At 63.4% G+C, this 20,518-nt stretch carries 17 protein-coding genes and 1 tRNA gene; all 18 read right to left on the reverse strand.

Going from position 1 to position 20,518, the window contains the following annotated elements; all coding sequences use genetic code 11:
• Positions 1-7: 7 nt before the first annotated feature.
• On the reverse strand, positions 8-301 hold the full coding sequence (rplW, locus tag BDW41_RS10970) for a 50S ribosomal protein L23 (RefSeq protein WP_074547429.1): 294 nt from the start codon (positions 299-301) through the stop codon (positions 8-10).
• Positions 298-900, reverse strand: coding sequence for a 50S ribosomal protein L4 (rplD, locus tag BDW41_RS10975; RefSeq protein ID WP_074547428.1), 603 nt, complete (start codon positions 898-900; stop codon positions 298-300). Before rplD ends, rplW begins: the two co-directional genes overlap by 4 nt.
• Before the next feature lie 11 nt (positions 901-911).
• A complete protein-coding gene (gene rplC, locus BDW41_RS10980) occupies positions 912-1,553 on the reverse strand; it encodes a 50S ribosomal protein L3 (RefSeq protein ID WP_074547427.1) in 642 nt (213 codons plus the stop codon).
• Between the two features lie 20 nt (positions 1,554-1,573).
• Complete coding sequence (gene rpsJ, locus BDW41_RS10985; protein ID WP_014402136.1) at positions 1,574-1,885, reverse strand: 30S ribosomal protein S10; 312 nt, start codon at positions 1,883-1,885, stop codon at positions 1,574-1,576.
• Positions 1,886-2,341: 456 nt separating this feature from the next.
• Positions 2,342-3,532, reverse strand: a complete 1,191-nt coding sequence (gene tuf, locus BDW41_RS10990; RefSeq protein WP_074547426.1) for an elongation factor Tu — start codon at positions 3,530-3,532, stop codon at positions 2,342-2,344.
• 48 nt (positions 3,533-3,580) lie between these two features.
• Positions 3,581-5,698, reverse strand: coding sequence for an elongation factor G (gene fusA / locus BDW41_RS10995; RefSeq protein ID WP_074552302.1), 2,118 nt, complete (start codon positions 5,696-5,698; stop codon positions 3,581-3,583).
• A gap of 33 nt (positions 5,699-5,731) precedes the next feature.
• The gene (rpsG, locus tag BDW41_RS11000) at positions 5,732-6,199 is read right to left on the reverse strand and encodes a 30S ribosomal protein S7 (RefSeq protein WP_074552303.1); all 468 of its coding nucleotides are present in this window, start codon (positions 6,197-6,199) and stop codon (positions 5,732-5,734) included.
• Positions 6,200-6,215: 16 nt separating this feature from the next.
• A complete protein-coding gene (gene rpsL / locus BDW41_RS11005) occupies positions 6,216-6,590 on the reverse strand; it encodes a 30S ribosomal protein S12 (protein WP_019464011.1) in 375 nt (124 codons plus the stop codon).
• Positions 6,591-6,769: 179 nt separating this feature from the next.
• Positions 6,770-10,984: a DNA-directed RNA polymerase subunit beta' gene (gene rpoC, locus BDW41_RS11010; RefSeq protein ID WP_074552304.1), complete on the reverse strand. Its 4,215-nt coding sequence runs from the start codon at positions 10,982-10,984 to the stop codon at positions 6,770-6,772.
• 79 nt (positions 10,985-11,063) lie between these two features.
• A complete protein-coding gene (rpoB, locus tag BDW41_RS11015) occupies positions 11,064-15,221 on the reverse strand; it encodes a DNA-directed RNA polymerase subunit beta (RefSeq protein WP_074552305.1) in 4,158 nt (1,385 codons plus the stop codon).
• A gap of 200 nt (positions 15,222-15,421) precedes the next feature.
• The gene (gene rplL, locus BDW41_RS11020) at positions 15,422-15,793 is read right to left on the reverse strand and encodes a 50S ribosomal protein L7/L12 (protein WP_074552306.1); all 372 of its coding nucleotides are present in this window, start codon (positions 15,791-15,793) and stop codon (positions 15,422-15,424) included.
• Between the two features lie 46 nt (positions 15,794-15,839).
• Positions 15,840-16,364, reverse strand: coding sequence for a 50S ribosomal protein L10 (gene rplJ / locus BDW41_RS11025; protein WP_074552307.1), 525 nt, complete (start codon positions 16,362-16,364; stop codon positions 15,840-15,842).
• 357 nt (positions 16,365-16,721) lie between these two features.
• Positions 16,722-17,429, reverse strand: a complete 708-nt coding sequence (rplA, locus tag BDW41_RS11030; protein ID WP_074552308.1) for a 50S ribosomal protein L1 — start codon at positions 17,427-17,429, stop codon at positions 16,722-16,724.
• A 3-nt stretch (positions 17,430-17,432) separates the two neighbouring features.
• Positions 17,433-17,861, reverse strand: a complete 429-nt coding sequence (rplK, locus tag BDW41_RS11035) for a 50S ribosomal protein L11 (RefSeq protein WP_019464005.1) — start codon at positions 17,859-17,861, stop codon at positions 17,433-17,435.
• Between the two features lie 239 nt (positions 17,862-18,100).
• Positions 18,101-18,661 carry a transcription termination/antitermination protein NusG gene (nusG, locus tag BDW41_RS11040; protein ID WP_019464004.1) on the reverse strand — a complete coding sequence of 187 codons (561 nt, stop codon included), beginning with the start codon at positions 18,659-18,661 and terminating at the stop codon, positions 18,101-18,103.
• A gap of 9 nt (positions 18,662-18,670) precedes the next feature.
• A complete protein-coding gene (gene secE, locus BDW41_RS11045) occupies positions 18,671-19,066 on the reverse strand; it encodes a preprotein translocase subunit SecE (RefSeq protein ID WP_074552309.1) in 396 nt (131 codons plus the stop codon).
• 81 nt (positions 19,067-19,147) lie between these two features.
• Positions 19,148-19,223 (reverse strand) — tRNA-Trp (locus tag BDW41_RS11050).
• Positions 19,224-19,327: 104 nt separating this feature from the next.
• Positions 19,328-20,518: an elongation factor Tu gene (tuf, locus tag BDW41_RS11055; protein ID WP_074547426.1), complete on the reverse strand. Its 1,191-nt coding sequence runs from the start codon at positions 20,516-20,518 to the stop codon at positions 19,328-19,330.

Below are 20,518 nucleotides of genomic sequence, written 5' to 3' on the forward strand. Positions count from 1 at the left end.
TCCTGGCTCAGGCCTTGACCGACACGTCGATGGTCTGGCCATCGGCGAGGCGAACGTAGGCCTTGCGCTTGCCCTGGCGGCTGCCAGCGCGGAAACGGAAGGACTTGACCTTGCCCTTGGCGTTGACGAGGTTCACCTGCTCGACCTTCACGTCGAACATCTGTTCCACGGCAGCGCGGACATCGGCCTTGGTCGCCTCGGGGGCAACCACGAAAACGTACTGGTTCTTCTCAGCCAGGCGAGCGGCCTTTTCCGAGATGTGCGGCGCGCGCAGCGTATTCAGGATGCGTTCGTTGCTCATGCCAGCCACTCCTCGATCTTCTTCACCGCTTCCACCGTCATGACGATGTGGTCGGAACCGACCAGGCTGACCGGGTTGAGGGCCAGCACGTCAACGACGTGGATGTACGGGATGTTGCGCGCTGCCAGGAAGGTCGCCTCGTTGGCGTCTTCCGAAACCAGCAGCACACGGCCGGAAACCTGCAGCTCGGCCAGCTTCGCGACCATCGCCTTGGTCTTGGGGGTATCGATGCCGAAGCTCTCGACAACCTTCAGACGGCCCTGGCGGTTGAGCTCCGAAAGAATGGAGCGCAGCGCGACGCGGTAAGCCTTGCGGTTCACCTTCTGCTCGTAGTTGCGCGGCTTGGCCGCGAACGTGACACCACCGCCCACGAAGATAGGAGCGCGGTAATCGCCGTGACGAGCGCCGCCGCCCTTCTGCTTCTTGAACTTCTTGGTGGTACCCGACAGCTCGCCACGCGACAGCTGGGCCTTGGTACCGGCGCGACCGCCGGCCTGGTAGGCCACAACCACCTGGTGGATCAGAGCCTGCTTGAACTCACCGCCGAACACTTCGTCCGACACGTTGAGCGGCTTGGCGCCAATGACATTCAATTCCATGGCGTCTCTCCTCAGCCCTTGGTCGTCGGACGGATGACGACGTCGCCGCCGGTAGCACCCGGCACCGCGCCCTTCACCGCGATCAGATGACGCTCGGCGTCGACCTTGACCACTTCCAGGCCCTGCTGCGTGCGGTTCACCGCACCCATGTGACCTGCCATCTTCTTGCCCGGGAACACGCGGCCCGGGGTCTGACGCTGACCGATAGAACCCGGCGCGCGATGCGACAGCGAGTTACCGTGGGTCGCGTCACCCATGGTGAAGTTGTGGCGCTTGATGGTGCCCTGGAAGCCCTTGCCCTTCGACACGCCGGCGACGTCAACGATCTGACCCACCTGGAACACGTCGTCGGCCTTGATCTCGGCGCCCACGCTGTACTTGCCGAGATCTTCGGCAGCCACGCGGAACTCCCACAGACCACGGCCCGGCTCAACCTTCGCCTTGGCGTAGTGACCCTTCAGCGGCTGCGTCAGCAGGCTGGCGCGCTTGACGCCGGCTGCGACCTGCACAGCGCTGTAACCATCGTTATCTTCCGTCTTCAGCTGCGTGACGCGATTCGGGGTGGCCTCAATCAGGGTCACCGGAATCGAGCGTCCGTCTTCAGTGAAGAGTCGGCTCATGCCGCACTTGCGGCCAACCAGTCCGATACTCATCTTCGTATCCTGTCCTTCGCTCAACCAAGCTTGATCTGAACGTCCACGCCAGCGGCGAGGTCAAGCTTCATGAGCGCGTCCACGGTCTTGTCGTTGGGGTCGACGATGTCCAGCACGCGCTTGTGCGTACGGGTCTCGTACTGGTCGCGGGCATCTTTGTCGACGTGCGGCGACACCAGAATGGTGTAACGCTCGATCTTGGTCGGCAGCGGAATCGGGCCGAGGACCGTAGCGCCAGTGCGCTTGGCCGTCTCGACGATTTCGCTGGCCGAACGGTCGATCAGACGATGATCGAACGCCTTGAGCCGGATGCGAATCTTTTGGTTCGCCATAAACCGTGTCCTGTTATCGAAAGAACAAATTCTGTGAACCGGATGGGCTTCTCACCCACCCGCACAACCCATTTACTGCGGTACAACTGGCCGCGTCGACGAGAAACCCATCAAAAAACGGCCTTAAAAGACTAGGCAGGCCCCCAAAAGGGCCCGCCCAGACGAAAAAGTATAAAACGCGCGAAACGGCCAGGTCAACAAAGCGTCATGCTTCGTTGCCCAAGCCCTCTCTTGCGTATTGGCCATCCCGGCCAGCGAACTCGAAGCACTTCCTGTGCCTCATTTCGCTGTAAGGTCGACCGAGCCGGAGCCCGTCGACAGGCAAGACAGCAACTATATCTGCAAAATCAGCCGAAGAAAAGTCCCAAATCCCTCTTTGCGCTGAATTTGTTGAAAAAAAACCGGCCCGAAGGCCGGTTTTTTCGGTCGCCACCCGAAAGTGGCTTCCCTGAGGTCTTACTTGATGACCTTGGCCACCACGCCGGCGCCGACGGTACGGCCGCCTTCGCGGATGGCGAAGCGCAGGCCCTGGTCCATGGCGATCGGGTGGATCAGGGTGACGTTCATCTTGATGTTGTCACCCGGCATGACCATTTCCACGCCTTCCGGCAGCTGGATCGCGCCGGTCACGTCGGTCGTGCGGAAGTAGAACTGCGGGCGGTAGCCCTTGAAGAACGGGGTGTGACGGCCACCTTCGTCCTTCGACAGCACGTACACTTCGGCTTCGAACTCGGTGTGCGGGGTAATCGTGCCCGGCTTGGCCAGCACCTGGCCGCGCTCCACGTCGTCGCGCTTCAGGCCGCGCAGCAGCAGACCGGCGTTGTCGCCTGCCTGGCCCTGGTCCAGCAGCTTGCGGAACATTTCCACGCCCGTGACGGTGGTCTTCTGGGTCGGGCGGATGCCGACCACTTCCACTTCGTCACCGACCTTGATGATGCCGCGCTCGATACGACCGGTCACCACGGTGCCGCGGCCGGAGATCGAGAACACGTCTTCCACCGGCATCAGGAACGGCTGGTCGATCGCACGCTGCGGTTCCGGGATGTAGGTGTCCAGGGCGTCCACCAGGGCGATGATCGCCGGCACGCCGATTTCCGACTGGTCGCCTTCCAGCGCCAGCTTGGCCGAACCCTTGATGATCGGGGTGTCGTCGCCCGGGAAGTCGTACTTGGACAGCAGCTCGCGCACTTCCATCTCGACCAGTTCGAGCAGCTCGGCGTCGTCCACCATGTCGGCCTTGTTCAGGAACACGACGATGTAGGGCACGCCCACCTGGCGCGACAGCAGGATGTGTTCGCGAGTCTGCGGCATCGGGCCGTCGGCGGCCGAGCACACCAGGATCGCGCCGTCCATCTGCGCCGCACCCGTGATCATGTTCTTCACGTAGTCGGCGTGGCCCGGGCAGTCCACGTGGGCGTAGTGGCGGGTCGGCGATTCGTATTCCACGTGCGCCGTCGAGATCGTGATACCACGCGCCTTTTCTTCCGGCGCCGCGTCGATCGCGTCATACGCCTTGAATTCGCCACCGAAGCGCTCTGCACCCACCTTGGTCAGCGCAGCCGTCAGCGTCGTCTTGCCGTGGTCCACGTGACCAATCGTGCCGACGTTGACGTGCGGCTTGGTGCGTTCGAATTTACCCTTTGCCATGACTTAAACCTCTAAAAAAGAACGGTAGTGTGGAGGAAGAAGGCCTTATCAGGCCTTCTTCATGACCTGCTCAGCGATGTTGTTCGGCGCTTCAGCGTAGTGGTCGAACTCCATCGTGAAGGTGGCGCGACCCTGGGTCAGCGAACGAATGGTCGTCGCATAACCAAACATCTCGCCCAGCGGGACCATCGCGTTGATGGTCTTGCCCGACGGCGTGTCGTCCTGGCCCTGGAGCAGGCCGCGACGGCGGCTCAGGTCGCCCATGACGTCACCGACGTAGTCTTCCGGCGTCACCACTTCGACCTTCATGATGGGCTCGAGCAGGACCGGATCGGCCTTGCGGAAGCCTTCCTTGAAGGCCATCGACGCGGCGAGCTTGAACGCCATTTCGGACGAGTCGACGTCGTGGTACGAACCGAACACCAGCTTGACCTTCACGTTCACCACCGGGAAGCCCGCGAGCGGACCGCTGGTGATGGTTTCGCGCAGACCCTTTTCGACCGACGGGATGAATTCCTTCGGGATCACGCCACCGGTGATTTCGTTCAAGAACAGGAAATCGTCCTTGACGCCATCGTTCTTGCGGTCCTCTTCGGTCATCGGCGACAGCTCGATCACCACGTGACCGTACTGACCCTTACCGCCCGACTGCTTGGCGTGCTTGTAGTCCGACTTGACGTCGCTCTTGCGGATCGTTTCGCGGTAGGCCACCTGCGGCTTGCCGACGTTGGCTTCCACGTTGAACTCGCGCTTCATGCGGTCCACGAGGATGTCCAGGTGCAGCTCGCCCATGCCCGAGATGATGGTCTGGCCGGATTCTTCGTCCGTACGCACGCGGAAGGACGGATCTTCGGCAGCCAGGCGACCCAGCGCGATGCCCATCTTTTCCTGGTCGGACTTGGTCTTCGGCTCGACCGCCATCGAGATCACCGGCTCCGGGAACGTCATGCGCTCCAGGGTGATGATGTGATCCTGCGAGCACAGCGTGTCACCGGTCGTCACGTCCTTCAGGCCGACCGCCGCGGCGATGTCGCCAGCGCGGACTTCCTTGATTTCCTGACGCTCGTTGGCGTGCATCTGCAGGATGCGGCCGATGCGCTCCTTCTTGGACTTGACCGGGTTGTACACCTGGTCGCCCGCGTTGAGCGTGCCCGAGTAGACGCGGAAGAACGTGAGCGAACCCACGAACGGGTCGGTCATGATCTTGAACGCCAGCGCCGAGAACGGAGCCGAGTCGTCAGCCGTACGGGTGGCTTCCTTCTCGTCGTCGTCCACGCCCTGCACCGGCGGACGGTCGACCGGCGACGGCAGCAGGTTCACCACGGCGTCGAGCATGGCCTGCACGCCCTTGTTCTTGAACGCGGTGCCGCAGTAGACCGGGATGATCTCGCTGGACAGCGTGCGCGAACGGAGGCCGCCGATGATTTCCTCTTCAGAGAGCTCGCCCTCTTCCAGATACTTGTTCATCAGCTCTTCGGAGGCTTCGGCCGCCGACTCGACCATATACGCACGGGCTTCGGCCGCCTTGTCCGCCAGGTTGGCCGGGATGTCGGCGTACTCGAACTTCATGCCCTGGGACTCCATGTCCCACACGATCGCCTTCATCTTGAGCAGGTCGACCACGCCGTCGAAGTTGTCTTCGGCGCCGATCGGCACCTGCATCGGCACGGGGTTGGCACCCAGGCGAGCCTTCAGCTGGTCGACGACCTTGTAGAAGTTCGCGCCAGTGCGGTCCATCTTGTTGACGAACGCAAGGCGCGGCACCTTGTATTTGTTGGCCTGACGCCAGACGGTCTCGGACTGCGGCTGCACACCACCCACGGCGCAGAGCACGAACACCGCACCGTCGAGCACGCGCAGCGAGCGCTCCACTTCGATGGTGAAGTCCACGTGACCTGGGGTGTCGATGATGTTGAAGCGATGCTCGGGCAGGGAGCGGTCCATGCCCTTCCAGAACGCCGTCGTTGCCGCCGACGTAATGGTGATGCCGCGCTCCTGCTCCTGCTCCATCCAATCCATCGTTGCCGCACCGTCGTGCACCTCGCCAATCTTGTGACTGACGCCGGTGTAGAACAGGATGCGCTCCGTGGTGGTGGTCTTGCCGGCATCGATGTGAGCCATGATGCCGAAGTTGCGGTAGCGCTCGATAGGAGTGGTGCGTGCCACGGTCTTAACCTCTGAAAGTTCTAGCTGTACTGCTTACCAGCGGTAATGCGAGAAGGCCTTGTTGGCCTCTGCCATGCGGTGGGTTTCTTCGCGCTTCTTGATCGCGCCACCACGGTTTTCCGACGCTTCGAGCAGCTCGGCGGCCAGCTTGCGCGGCATCGAGGTCTCGCCACGCTTGCGGGCGGATTCGATGGCCCAGCGCATGGCCAGCGCCATGCGGCGGCCCGGACGCACTTCGACCGGCACCTGGTAGGTGGCGCCGCCGACGCGACGGGACTTCACCTCGACCGCGGGAGCGATGTTGTTGAGGGCCTTCTCGACGAGCTGAACCGGCTCGGCGTTCTTTTCGCCCAGGTGGTCAAGGGCACCGTAGACGATGCTCTCGGCGACCGACTTCTTGCCGCTCTTCATCACCATGTTGATGAAGCGGGCGATCAGCTGGCTGCCGTGCTTGGGGTCCGGCAGGACCAGGCGGGCGGGATGGGAACCTTTACGCGACATAGTTATTTCCTAAAGATCAGGACTTCGGGCGCTTGGCGCCGTACTTGGAGCGCGACTGACGGCGCTTGGTGACGCCGGCGCAGTCGAGGCTGCCGCGCACGGTGTGGTAACGCACGCCCGGGAGATCCTTGACGCGGCCGCCACGGATCAGGACCACGGAGTGCTCCTGCAGGTTGTGACCTTCGCCACCGATGTAGCTGATCACTTCGTAGCCATTGGTGAGGCGCACCTTGGCGACCTTGCGCAGAGCCGAGTTCGGCTTCTTCGGGGTCGTGGTATACACGCGCGTGCACACGCCGCGACGCTGCGGGCTGTTCTGCAAAGCCGGCGAAGCACTCTTGTAGGTCTTCGGGCTACGGGATTTGCGAACCAACTGGTTGACTGTCGTCATCTGAAGCAGTTCCTGAGAAACATAAAGGCAGACCGAACCGGCTCGGTCTGCCAAGAAGCGGGAATTTAACATGGGCAGCCTGTCACAGACAAGCTGACGCCCTGCCGGCCATGGCCCGAACACGAGGCGCACTCCTTGCGCCTCATTTCGTATGTCAGCGAGTAGAACCCGTGAGGGGCTTACTCCACACCAATGTCGCTACCGGTGGTGGCTTCTGCGAAAGAAGCCGACGAAGCGGAGCCGGAGAGGGTTTCAAGCTCCGAGGCGGTCAGACCGCCCTGGCGATGACGCGATGCGTGATACGCCAGACCCGTACCTGCCGGAATGAGACGGCCGACAATAACATTTTCCTTCAGGCCACGCAAGGTGTCGCGCGTTCCGCGGACCGCGGCTTCCGTCAGCACTCGGGTGGTTTCCTGGAAGGACGCCGCCGAGATGAAGGATTCCGCGGCCAGCGAGGCCTTGGTGATGCCCAGCAGCACCGACTGGAATTCCGCCGGACGCTCGCCGCGCTTGATGGCACGCTCGTTCTCGCTGTTGATGCGCACGCGCTCGACCTGCTCGCCACGCAGGTAGTGGCTCTCACCCGGATCGGTGATTTCCACCTTGCGCAGCATCTGGCGAATGATCGCCTCGATGTGCTTGTCGTTGATCTTCACGCCCTGCAGCCGGTAGACGTCCTGGATTTCCTTGACCAGGTAGGCGGCCAGCGGCTCGACACCCAGCAGGCGCAGGATGTCGTGCGGGCTCGGCTCGCCGTCCACGATGGTTTCGCCCTTCTCCACGTGCTCGCCTTCGAACACGATGACCTGACGCCACTTGGGAATCAGCTCTTCGTGCTCGTTGCCGTCCACGTCCTTGATGATGAGGCGCTGCTTGCCCTTGGTGTCCTTGCCGAAGCTGACCACGCCCGAACGCTCGGCGAGGATCGCCGGCTCCTTCGGCTTGCGCGCTTCGAACAGGTCGGCCACGCGCGGCAGACCACCCGTGATGTCGCGGGTCTTGGAGGTTTCCTGCGGGATACGGGCAACCACGTCACCCACGCCCACCTGCGCACCGTTCTGGATCGACACGATGGCGCCGGCCGGGAGCATGTACTGCGCCGGCACGTCGGTGCCCGGCAGCTTCAGCTCGCGACCCTTGGCGTCTTCCAGGCGCACGATCGGGCGCAGATCCTTGGCGGCCGTACCACGGCGCTTCGGATCGGTCACCACCGCCGACTCCAGGCCGGTCAGTTCGTCGGTCTGGCTCTGCACGGTGACGCCATCGATGAAGTCGATGAAACGCACGGTACCGGCCACTTCCGACACGATCGGGTGGGTATGCGGATCCCAGTTGGCCACGGCCTGGCCGGCCTTGACCGCATCGCCATCCTTGACGGTAATCGTGGCGCCGTAAGGCACCTTGTAGCGCTCGCGCTCGCGGCCGTTGGCGTCGATGACGCTGACTTCGCCCGAACGCGACACGGCCACCAGGTGGCCCTGGGCGTGCTGCACGGTCTTGAGGTTGTTGAACTTCAGCGTGCCGGTGGTCTTCACCGTCACGTTGTCGACCGCCGCCGCACGCGACGCCGCACCACCGATGTGGAACGTACGCATGGTCAGCTGGGTACCCGGCTCACCGATGGACTGCGCCGCCACCACACCTACGGCTTCACCCATGTTCACCAGGTGGCCACGGGCCAGGTCGCGGCCGTAGCACAGTGCGCACACGCCGTGATCGGCGGCGCAGGTGATGGGCGAGCGCACCTTGACCGACTGCACGCCGGCCTTGTCGAGCTTCTCGACCAGGGCTTCGTCCAGCAGGGTGTCGCGGGTGACGATCGGCTCGTTGTCTTCGCCCGGGCCGTAGACGTCTTCCAGCGCCACGCGACCGAGCACGCGGTCGCGCAGCGGCTCGACCACGTCGCCGCCTTCCACGATCGGCTGCATGGTGATGCCTTCGTCGGTACCGCAGTCGTACGAGGTGATCACCACGTCCTGCGCCACGTCCACGAGACGACGGGTCAGGTAACCGGAGTTCGCCGTCTTCAGCGCCGTATCCGCCAGACCCTTACGGGCACCGTGGGTGGAGTTGAAGTACTGCAGAACGTTCAGGCCTTCGCGGAAGTTCGCCTTGATGGGCGTCTCGATGATCGAGCCGTCCGGGCGAGCCATCAGGCCGCGCATACCGGCCAGCTGACGAATCTGGGCCACCGAACCACGGGCGCCCGAGTCGGCCATGATGTACAGCGAGTTCATGGACTTCTGGTTGACCGTGTTGCCTTCGGCATCGACCACCTTCTCGGTGCCGATGCCGTCGATCATCGCCTTGGCGACGAGTTCGTTGGTGCGCGACCAGATGTCGACGACCTTATTGTAGCGCTCGCCGGCGGTGACGAGACCGGACTGGTACTGCTCCTGGATCTCGACCACTTCCTTCTCGGCCTCTTCCAGGATCGGCTTCTTCTGATCCGGGATGATCATGTCGTCGATGCCGATGGAGATGCCGGCGCGCGTGGCGAAGCGGAAACCGGTGTACATCAGCTGGTCGCCGAAGATCACGGTGTCCTTCAGGCCCAGGCGGCGGTAGCACTGGTTGATCAGGCGCGAGATGTTCTTCTTGGTCAGCTCGACGTTGGCCAGCGCGAACGGCAGGCCTTCGGGCATGATTTCGAGCAGCAGCGCGCGACCCACGGTGGTGTCGACCAGCTGGGTGGTTTCGGTGCGGTTGCCGTCCTCGTCGATCTGCACCTGCTTGATGCGGACCTTGACCTTGGCGTGCAGCTGCACGGCGCGGTTGTCGTAGGCGCGGCGAACTTCGCCGATGCCCGAGAACACCATGCCGTTGCCCTTCGCGTTCACCAGCTCGCGGGTCATGTAGTACAGGCCCAGCACCACGTCCTGGGTCGGCACGATGATCGGCTCGCCGTTGGCGGGCGACAGGATGTTGTTGGTCGCCATCATCAGGGCGCGCGCTTCGAGCTGCGCCTCGATGGAGAGCGGCACGTGCACGGCCATCTGGTCACCGTCGAAGTCCGCGTTGAACGCGGTACAGACGAGCGGGTGCAGCTGGATGGCCTTGCCTTCGATCAGCTTCGGCTCGAACGCCTGGATGCCCAGACGGTGCAGCGTCGGCGCACGGTTGAGCATGACCGGATGTTCGCGGATCACCTCTTCGAGGATGTCCCACACCTGGCCTTCCTCGCGCTCGACGAGCTTCTTGGCGGCCTTGATGGTGGTCGCCTCGCCGCGAGCCTGCAGCTTGGCGAAGATGAAGGGCTTGAACAGCTCCAGCGCCATCTTCTTCGGCAGGCCGCACTGGTGCAGGCGCAGGGTCGGGCCCACCACGATCACCGAACGACCGGAGTAGTCCACGCGCTTGCCGAGCAGGTTCTGGCGGAAGCGGCCCTGCTTGCCCTTGATCATGTCGGCCAGCGACTTCAGCGCGCGCTTGTTCGTGCCGGTGATGGCACGGCCGCGGCGGCCGTTGTCGAGCAGCGCGTCGACCGATTCCTGCAGCATGCGCTTTTCGTTGCGCACGATGATGTCGGGCGCGTTGAGTTCGAGCAGGCGACGCAGGCGGTTGTTGCGGTTGATGACGCGGCGATACAGGTCATTCAGGTCGGACGTGGCGAAACGGCCACCGTCCAGCGGGACCAGCGGACGCAGGTCCGGCGGCAGCACCGGCAGCACGGTCAGCACCATCCATTCCGGACGGTTGCCCGACTCCAGGAACGCCTCGATCAACTTCACGCGCTTGGTGAGGCGCTTGAGCTTGGTCTCGGAGTTGGTGGAGGCGATTTCTTCCTTCAGGCGCACGACTTCGCCCGGAAGATCCAGGGACTTCAGAAGCTCATACACGGCTTCCGCGCCCATGCGGGCGTCGAACTCGTCGCCGTGCTCTTCCACGGCTTCCAGGTACTGGTCTTCGCTGAGCAGCTGGCCGCGCTCGAGCGCGGTCAGACCCGGATCGATCACCACGAAGGCTTCGAAGTACAGGATGCGCTCGATGTCGCGCAGGGTCATGTCCAGCATCAGGCCGATGCGCGAGGGCAGCGACTTGAGGAACCAGATGTGCGCAGTGGGCGAGGCCAGTTCGATGTGGCCCATGCGCTCGCGGCGCACCTTGGCCAGCGTCACTTCCGTGCCGCACTTTTCGCACACCACGCCGCGGTGCTTCATGCGCTTGTACTTGCCGCACAGGCACTCGTAGTCCTTCACCGGGCCGAAGATGGCGGCGCAGAACAGGCCGTCACGCTCGGGCTTGAAGGTGCGGTAGTTGATCGTCTCCGGCTTCTTCACTTCGCCGTACGACCACGAGCGGATCAGCTCCGGCGAAGCCAGAGCGATCTTGATCGCATCGAAGTCAGGCGCGGTGCGCTGCTGGTTGAACAGATTGAGCAAGTCTTTCATGGATGTCTCCGAAGATCGGGAATAAGGAATGGAGAATCAGTCAGAGGCAACGAGGAGTTCTCCTCGTTGCCTCCTCAACTCACTTCACTTCTTCCAGATCGATATCGATACCGAGCGAGCGGATTTCCTTCACCAACACGTTGAAGGATTCCGGCATGCCCGCCGCCATCTCGTGGTTGCCGTCGACAATGTTCTTGTACATCTGGTTGCGACCCTGCACGTCGTCGGACTTCACCGTCAGCATTTCCTGCAGGGTGTAGGCCGCGCCGTAGGCTTCCAGCGCCCAGACTTCCATTTCACCGAAGCGCTGGCCACCGAACTGCGCCTTGCCACCCAGCGGCTGCTGCGTGACGAGCGAGTACGGACCGGTCGAACGCGCGTGCATCTTGTCGTCGACCAGGTGGTTCAGCTTCAGGTAGTGCATGTAGCCCACGGTGACCGGGCGATCGAACGCCTCGCCGGTGCGGCCGTCGTACAGCGTGGTCTGGCCCGATTCCGGCAGATCGGCAAGCTTGAGCATCGCCTTGATCTCGGTTTCCTCGGCACCGTCGAACACCGGGGTGGCCATCGGCACGCCTTCCTGCAGGTTGTTCGCCAGCGCGAGGATTTCCTCGTCGGTCAGCGACTTCAGGTCGACATGCTGCACGGCGCCGGCGACGTGGTGGTTGTACACCTGGTCGAGGAACTCGCGGATCTGCGACACCTTGGCCTGCGCCTCGAGCATCTTCTGGATCTTCTTGCCCAGGCCCTTCGCGGCCCAGCCAAGATGCACTTCCAGAATCTGGCCGATGTTCATACGCGACGGCACGCCCAGCGGGTTCAGCACGATGTCGACCGAGGTACCGTCTTCGGAGAACGGCATGTCCTCCACCGGCACCACGTTGGACACCACACCCTTGTTACCGTGGCGACCGGCCATCTTGTCGCCCGGCTGGATGCGGCGCTTCACGGCCAGGAACACCTTGACCATCTTGAGCACGCCCGGCGCGAGGTCGTCGCCCTGGGTGATCTTGCCCTGCTTCTCCTTGAAGCGCTTGTCGAACTCTTCCTTGTGGCGCTTGATCTGATCGGCCGCGCGCTCGAGGAATTCGGTGACGTCCTCTTCCTTGACGTTGATCTTGAACCAGTCGTCCTTCTTCAGGCCGTCGAGGTAGGCGTCGGTGATCTCGGCGCCGCGCTTGAGGCCGCCCGGGCCGCTCATCGCGGTCTTGCCGACGAGCTGCAGGCGCATGCGGTTGTAGATCGCGCCTTCGAGGATGCGGAACTGGTCGTCAAGGTCCTTGCGGATACGCTTGATTTCCATTTCCTCGATCTGGCGGGCGCGCTTGTCCTTCTCGATGCCGTCGCGGGTGAAGACCTGCACGTCGATGACGGTGCCGTCCATGCCCGGCGGCACGCGCAGCGAGCTGTCCTTCACGTCCGAAGCCTTCTCGCCGAAGATCGCGCGCAGCAGCTTCTCTTCCGGCGTGAGCTGGCTCTCGCCCTTGGGCGTGACCTTGCCGACCATGATGTCGCCGGCCTTCACTTCCGCGCCGATGTACACGATGCCGGATTCGTCGAGGCGGGCCAGCGCCTGCTCACCCACGTTCGGGATGTCGGCGGTGATTTCCTCGGCGCCCAGCTTGGTGTCACGCGCGATGCACGACAGCTCCTCGATGTGGATCGAGGTGTAGCGGTCTTCCTGCACGACGCGCTCGGAGAGCAGGATCGAGTCTTCGAAGTTGTAGCCGTTCCACGGCATGAAGGCGATCAGCATGTTCTGGCCGAGCGCGAGCTCGCCCAGGTCGGTCGACGAACCGTCGGCCAGCGTGTCGCCCTTCGCCACCACGTCACCCACGTTCACCAGCGGACGCTGGTTGAGGTTGGTGTTCTGGTTGGAGCGGGTGTACTTGGTCAGCGTGTAGATATCGACGCCGGCGTCGTTGTCGCCGACTTCTTCCTCGTTCACGCGCACCACGATACGGCCGGCGTCGACCTGGTCGATCACGCCGCCGCGCTTGGCGGTGACGATGACGCCCGAGTCACGCGCCACGGCGCGCTCGATGCCGGTACCCACCAGCGGGGTCTGCGAACGCAGGGTCGGCACGGCCTGGCGCTGCATGTTCGCGCCCATGAGCGCGCGGTTCGCGTCGTCGTGCTCCAGGAACGGCACGAGCGCGGCAGCGACCGACACCGTCTGCATGGGCGAGACGTCCATGTAGTCGACTTCAGCAGCCGGACGCAGCTCGGACTCGCCGCGGAAACGGCAGGACACGAAGTCTTCGATGAACGCGCCGTCCTTGAGCGGCGAGTTCGCCTGCGCAATGACGTGGTCGCCTTCTTCGATGGCCGAGAGGTAATCCACCTGGTCGGTGACCTTGCCGCCCACGACCTTGCGGTACGGCGTCTCGAGGAAGCCGTACTGGTTGGTGCGCGCGTAAACGGCGAGCGAGTTGATCAGGCCGATGTTCGGACCTTCCGGCGTTTCGATGGTGCAGACGCGGCCGTAATGGGTCGGATGCACGTCGCGCACTTCGAAGCCTGCGCGCTCGCGGGTCAGGCCGCCCGGGCCCAGTGCCGAGACGCGACGCTTGTGCGTCACTTCCGACAGCGGGTTGTTCTGGTCCATGAACTGCGAGAGCTGCGAGGAGCCGAAGAACTCCTTCACCGCCGCCGCGACCGGCTTGGCGTTGATCAGTTCCTGCGGGGTCAGGCCTTCGGACTCGGCCAGCGACAGGCGCTCGCGCACGGCGCGCTCGACGCGCACCAGGCCGATGCGGAAGGTGTTCTCCGCCATTTCACCGACCGAACGCACGCGGCGGTTGCCCAGGTGGTCGATATCGTCGACGGTGCCGTGACCGTTCTTGATGTCGATGAGCACCTTGAGCACGTCGAGGATGTCGGACTGGTCGCCCTGCGACTTGACCAGTTCCTGGGCTTCCTCTTCCTTGCGGTCGGCGAAGTACTTCTTGTCGTACAGCACGCCCGGACCGACGATCTCCTGACGGCCCACGCGACGGTTGAACTTCATGCGACCCACGGCCGACAGGTCGTAGCGGTCGAAGGTGAAGAACAGGTTGTAGAACAGGTTCTGCGCGGCGTCCTTGGTCGGCGGCTCGCCCGGGCGCATCATGCGGTAGATTTCCACCAGCGCCTCGAGCGGCGTCTTGGTGTTGTCGATGCGCAGGGTGTGCGAGATGTACGCGCCGCGATCGAGATCGTTGACGTACAACGTCGGCACGACTTCGATGCCGGCCTTGCGGAAGTTTTCCAGCTGCTCGGCAGTGATTTCGTCGTTGGCCTGGGCCAGCAGTTCACCGGTCTTCGGATCGACCACGTCGATCGCCAGGATGCGGCCGACCGGGTAGTCGTCCGGCACTTCCAGCGCGGTGATGTTCTCGGCGGCGAGCTGGCGCACGTGGCGCGCGGTGATGCGCTTGCCGGCTTCCACCAGCACCTTGTCGCCCACGGTCAGGTCGAAGGTCAGCGTTTCGCCACGCAGGCGCTCGGCGACGAGCTCGAGCGTGGTGCCGCCCTTCTTGCCCAGGTGGAACACGTTGTGCTCGAAGAAGATGGCGAGCATCTCTTCGTTGCTGTAGCCCAGCGCGCGCAGCAGCACCGTCACCGGCAGCTTGCGGCGACGGTCGATACGGGTGAACAGCGCGTCCTTCGGGTCGAACTCGAAGTCGAGCCAGGAACCGCGGTAGGGGATCACGCGAGCGGAGAACAGCAGCTTGCCAGAGCTGTGCGTCTTGCCGCGGTCGTGATCGAAGAACACGCCCGGCGAACGATGCAGCTGCGAGACGATGACGCGCTCGGTGCCGTTGATGATGAAGGTACCGGTGTCGGTCATGAGCGGAATTTCGCCCATGTAGACTTCCTGCTCCTTCACGTACTTCACGGCCTTCTTGGACGCCGGGCTGTCCTTGTCGTAGATGACCAGGCGCACGGTCACACGCAGCGGCGCGCCGAACGTCATGCCGCGGTTGCGGCACTCGCGCTCGTCAAACGGCGGTTCGCCCAGGCGATAGTCGACATACTCCAGCGCGGCATTGCCCGAATAGCTCACGATCGGGAACACTGACTTCAGCGCGGCGTGGAGACCCTTGTCATCGCGCTGCTTGGGAGCGACGTGCTCCTGCAGGAATTCGCGATACGAGTCGGTCTGGATGGTCAGCAGGTTCGGAACGCCCAAAACGGGGGGACGCTTGCCGAAATCCTTGCGGATGCGCTTCTTCTCGGTAAACGAGTAGGTCATGGTGGGTACCGCCTCGGTTGTGTATTCGATGAATCGGGAATAGAGAATCGGGAATAGAGAATCGAAAGCTACCCACCTTCAAGGGCTGCTCCCTAATTCCCTATTCCCCATTCCCTGCCAACAACAGGCAAAGCCCGGGGGCTTACGCCCCCAGGCTTGCTTTGACGCTAGATCAAACTGACGGCGCGCAAGAGCGCCAATTACTTCAGTTCGACCGTGGCGCCGGCAGCTTCGAGGTCCTTCTTGAACTTCTCGGCGTCTTCCTTCGAAGCGGCTTCCTTCACGACGCCACCGGCCTCGGTCAGGTCCTTCGCTTCCTTCAGGCCCAGGCCCGTGATCGCACGCACAGCCTTGATCACGTCGACCTTCTTGTCGCCGGCGCTCTTCAGGATGACGTCGAACTCGGTCTGCGCTTCGGCAGCCGGGCCAGCGGCGGCCGGGCCGGCGGCCATCATGACCGGGGCAGCGGCGGACACGCCGAACTTCTCTTCGATGGCCTTCACCAGCTCCATCACTTCCATGAGCGACTTGGCGGCAACGGCTTCAACGATCTGATCGTTAGTCAGGGACATTTTGTATTACCTCTGGAAATTGATTCGATTGAGATACGCGTCGAACTTAGGCTTCAGCCGTGGCTTCCGCGGCGACTTCGCCACCACCCTGCTTGTCGGCCACGGCCTTGACGGCGCGGGCGAACATCGCAGCGGGCTCGGCGAGCACGCGGGCCAGCATGGCCAGCGCTTCTTCGCGGGTCGGCAGCGAGGCCAGCACATCCACGTGGGCAGCCGGCAGCAGCTTGCCTTCCACGGAGACGACCTTGGCCTTCAGCTTGTCATTGGTCTTCGCGAATTCCTTGATCAGGCGACCGGCAGCGCCGGGCTCCTCGAGCGAGAACGCGTACAGCAGCGGACCGGTCAGGGCGTCCTTGACGACCTCGAACTCGGTACCACCGACGGCGCGCGAAGCCAGCGTGTTCTTGACAACCTTCAGGAACACGCCGCTTTCACGAGCCTTCTTGCGCATCGCGGTCATTTGTTCGACCGTGGTGCCCGCGTACTCGGCAGCGACCAAGGAGTGAGCCTTCGCGGCAACTTCTGCCAGTTCGGCGACTACTTCTTGCTTCTGAGAGAGATTCAGAGCCATATCACTCCTCCACTATGAAATCCGCTTGCGACTCCTGCCGCTTGCGGTCCTGAGCGACGCCATCCGTGACGTCGGGGATCGATGAGATCCCGGGTGGTGGCCTTTCCAGAAAACACTCCCGAACATCAGGATTCCAGAAGGGGCAGCACCATCTGCGCAGGCCAGGCTCGCGAAGAACCCGATTAAGCGAACCCGCTAGCCACGACGGCGTTTCCTTGCCAACACGAGCTCCCTGCTCGTCGTCGTGGCGCGCTGATCGCGCCTGCGGTCTTTGACGGCGGCGTCGGCTTCTAAGCCTCGGCTGCCCTCAAAAACGTGCCCATGCCGGCAACGGGGCCGGCATGGGTCTTGAACTTCTTACTTGGTCGACACCGTCAGGGTCGACGCATCGACCGGCACGCCCACGCCCATGGTGGACGACAGGGCGATCTTCTGCAGGTACTGACCCTTGGCGGTCGCCGGCTTGGCCTTCAGCAGGTCGTTGACCAGCGCGTTCAGGTTGTCCGCCAGCTGGGCAGCGTCGAAGCTGGCCTTGCCGATGGTGGCGTGGATGATGCCCGCCTTGTCGTTGCGGAACTTCACCTGGCCGGCCTTGGCGTTCTTGACGGCCGTGGCGACGTCGGCGGTGACCGAGCCGTCCTTCGGGTTCGGCATCAGGCCGCGGGGGCCGAGCAGCTGGCCGAGCTTACCGACCACGCGCATCGCATCCGGCGTGGCGATCACGCGACCGAAGTCGAGTTCGCCAGCCTGCATGCGCTCGGCCAGGTCGTCCATGCCGACGGCGTCGGCACCGGCGGCCTTGGCGGCCTCGGCCTTCTCACCGGCCGGCACGAACACGGCGACCTTGACGGTCTTGCCGGTGCCGTGCGGCAGCAGCGAGGAGCCGCGCACGCCCTGGTCGGACTTCTTGGCGTCGATGCCGAGGCGGACGGCGACGTCCACGGACTCGGCGAACTTCGCCTTGGCGTTGTTCTTGACGATGGTCAGGGCTTCTTCCAGGCCATAGAGCTTGCCCGGCTGCACTGCGGCCTGGGCCGCCTTCATACGCTTCGTGATCTTTGCCATGTCTTAGCCCTCCACCACCAGACCCATGCTGCGCGCGCTACCGGCGATGGTGCGCACCGCGGCGTCCAGATCAGCAGCCGTGAGATCCGGCTCCTTCTGCTTGGCAACGTCTTCCAGCTGCTTGCGGGTGATCTTGCCGACCTTGTCGGTGTTCGGCTTGGACGAACCCTTGGCAACGCCCGTGACCTTCTTGATCAGGACGGTGGCCGGCGGGGTCTTGGTGATAAAGGTGAAGCTGCGGTCGGAGTAGGCCGTGATGATCACGGGGATCGGCAGACCCGGCTCCATCTTCTGCGTGGCGGCATTGAACGCCTTGCAGAATTCCATGATGTTCAGGCCGCGCTGACCGAGCGCCGGACCCACCGGCGGCGACGGGTTGGCCTGACCGGCCTTGACCTGCAGCTTGATGTAACCAACTACTTTCTTTGCCATTGGATGTTCCTCGCGAGTTCAAGCGCCTTGCGGCTCCTCGCAGTGTTGTCTTCCCTGAGAGAGGAAGGTCCGCCATCCCGCGAACCCCAGAAGCACGGACACGCCGGGCAAAAGACCCCAGCGTGAACCGCGCAGTATAGAGACTGATCAAGTTTTAAGCAAGCCCCGTGCCGCTCAAGCGGCTGGATCGCGACTCACAGGCGAGAGCAGGAGCTTCGTCCCCTCTTTGTGGAAAAGGCTTAGGCCTTTTCCACCTGCCCAAACTCCAGCTCGACCGGGGTCGAGCGACCGAAAATGAGCACCGCGACGCGCAGACGGCTCTTTTCGTAGTTGACTTCCTCGACCACGCCGTTGAAGTCGTTGAACGGACCATCGGTGACGCGAACCATCTCGCCCGGCTCGAACAGCACCTTGGGCTTGGGCTTTTCCACGCCCTCGCGGACGCGGCTCAGGATGGCGTCGGCCTCGGAATCACGGATCGGCAGCGGGCGATCCGCCGTGCCACCGATGAAACCCATGACCTTCGGGGTTTCCTTGACCAGGTGCCAGCACTCGTCGTCGATGCGGGGCGCCTTGCCCTCGGTGTCCGTCTCGATCTGCACGAGAACGTAACCAGGGAAGAACTTGCGCTCGCTGCGGCGCTTCTGGCCGCTGCGCATCTCGATGACCTCTTCGGTCGGAACCAGCACTTCGCCGAACTTCTCTTCCATTCCGGCGCGGCGGATGCGCTCGTCGAGCGACCGCTTCACCTGGTTTTCGAAGCCCGAATAGGCGTGCACCACATACCAACGCTTGCTCATGCCATCACCTCACGTACCGAGCTTGAGCAGCCAGTCGAGCACGACCGACTTCAGGATCAGATCGATCAGGCCCAGCAGCAGCGAAAGGACGATGACCACGGCAATGATGATGCCCGTCGTCTTGAGCGTCTCGTCGCGGGTGGGCCAGACCACCTTGCGCAGTTCGAACTGCGATTCGCCAAGGAAGGCGCGCACCCGGCGGCCCGGGGCGGTGAACGCGCCGATGGCCAGCGAGATGATCAGCGCCGCCAGCACGCCCAGCAGTCGGACCGACTGCGGAACCGAGCCGTCGGCACCGAACCACGAATACGCAAAAATGCCGGCAGCCAGCACGATCACGGCCAGCACCAGCTTGGCGATATCGGCGCCGGAAGCGCCCTTGGTCGGTTCTGCCTTCGTATTCATGCGACATGATCGGATGACAGAGGCATCGACCGGGCTACGGCCTGTATGCCATCCACCATCCGTCGTGGATCCTCGGGAAGATGGCACGCCAGGAGGGACTCGAACCCCCAACCTGCGGTTTTGGAGACCGCTGCTCTGCCAATTGAGCTACTGGCGTAGAAAAAAGACAGGGAATAGTAAATCGGGAATAGTGAACAGGAAAAGCGGCCCTGGGCGCTTTGGCTCTCCTGTTCCCTATTCCCTACCCTATTCCCTCGAGTATTACTTGATGACCTTGGCCACCACGCCGGCGCCGACGGTACGGCCGCCTTCGCGGATGGCGAAGCGCAGGCCCTGGTCCATGGCGATCGGGTGGATCAGGGTGACGTTCATCTTGATGTTGTCACCCGGCATGACCATTTCCACGCCTTCCGGCAGCTGGATCGCGCCGGTCACGTCGGTCGTGCGGAAGTAGAACTGCGGGCGGTAGCCCTTGAAGAACGGGGTGTGACGGCCACCTTCGTCCTTCGACAGCACGTACACTTCGGCTTCGAACTCGGTGTGCGGGGTGATCGTGCCCGGCTTGGCCAGCACCTGGCCGCGCTCCACGTCGTCGCGCTTCAGGCCGCGCAGCAGCAGACCGGCGTTGTCGCCTGCCTGGCCCTGGTCCAGCAGCTTGCGGAACATTTCCACGCCCGTGACGGTGGTCTTCTGGGTCGGGCGGATGCCGACCACTTCCACTTCGTCACCGACCTTGATGATGCCGCGCTCGATACGACCGGTCACCACGGTGCCGCGGCCGGAGATCGAGAACACGTCTTCCACCGGCATCAGGAACGGCTGGTCGATCGCACGCTGCGGTTCCGGGATGTAGGTGTCCAGGGCGTCCACCAGGGCGATGATCGCCGGCACGCCGATTTCCGACTGGTCGCCTTCCAGCGCCAGCTTGGCCGAACCCTTGATGATCGGGGTGTCGTCGCCCGGGAAGTCGTACTTGGACAGCAGCTCGCGCACTTCCATCTCGACCAGTTCGAGCAGCTCGGCGTCGTCCACCATGTCGGCCTTGTTCAGGAACACGACGATGTAGGGCACGCCCACCTGGCGCGACAGCAGGATGTGTTCGCGAGTCTGCGGCATCGGGCCGTCGGCGGCCGAGCACACCAGGATCGCGCCGTCCATCTGCGCCGCACCCGTGATCATGTTCTTCACGTAGTCGGCGTGGCCCGGGCAGTCCACGTGGGCGTAGTGGCGGGTCGGCGATTCGTATTCCACGTGCGCCGTCGAGATCGTGATACCACGCGCCTTTTCTTCCGGCGCCGCGTCGATCGCGTCGTACGCCTTGAATTCGCCACCGAAGCGCTCTGCACCCACCTTGGTCAGCGCAGCCGTCAGCGTCGTCTTGCCGTGGTCCACGTGACCAATCGTGCCGACGTTGACGTGCGGCTTGGTGCGTTCGAATTTACCCTTTGCCAT

Source organism: Dyella sp. AtDHG13, assembly GCF_003201105.1.
Lineage (GTDB): Bacteria > Pseudomonadota > Gammaproteobacteria > Xanthomonadales > Rhodanobacteraceae > Dyella > Dyella jiangningensis_B.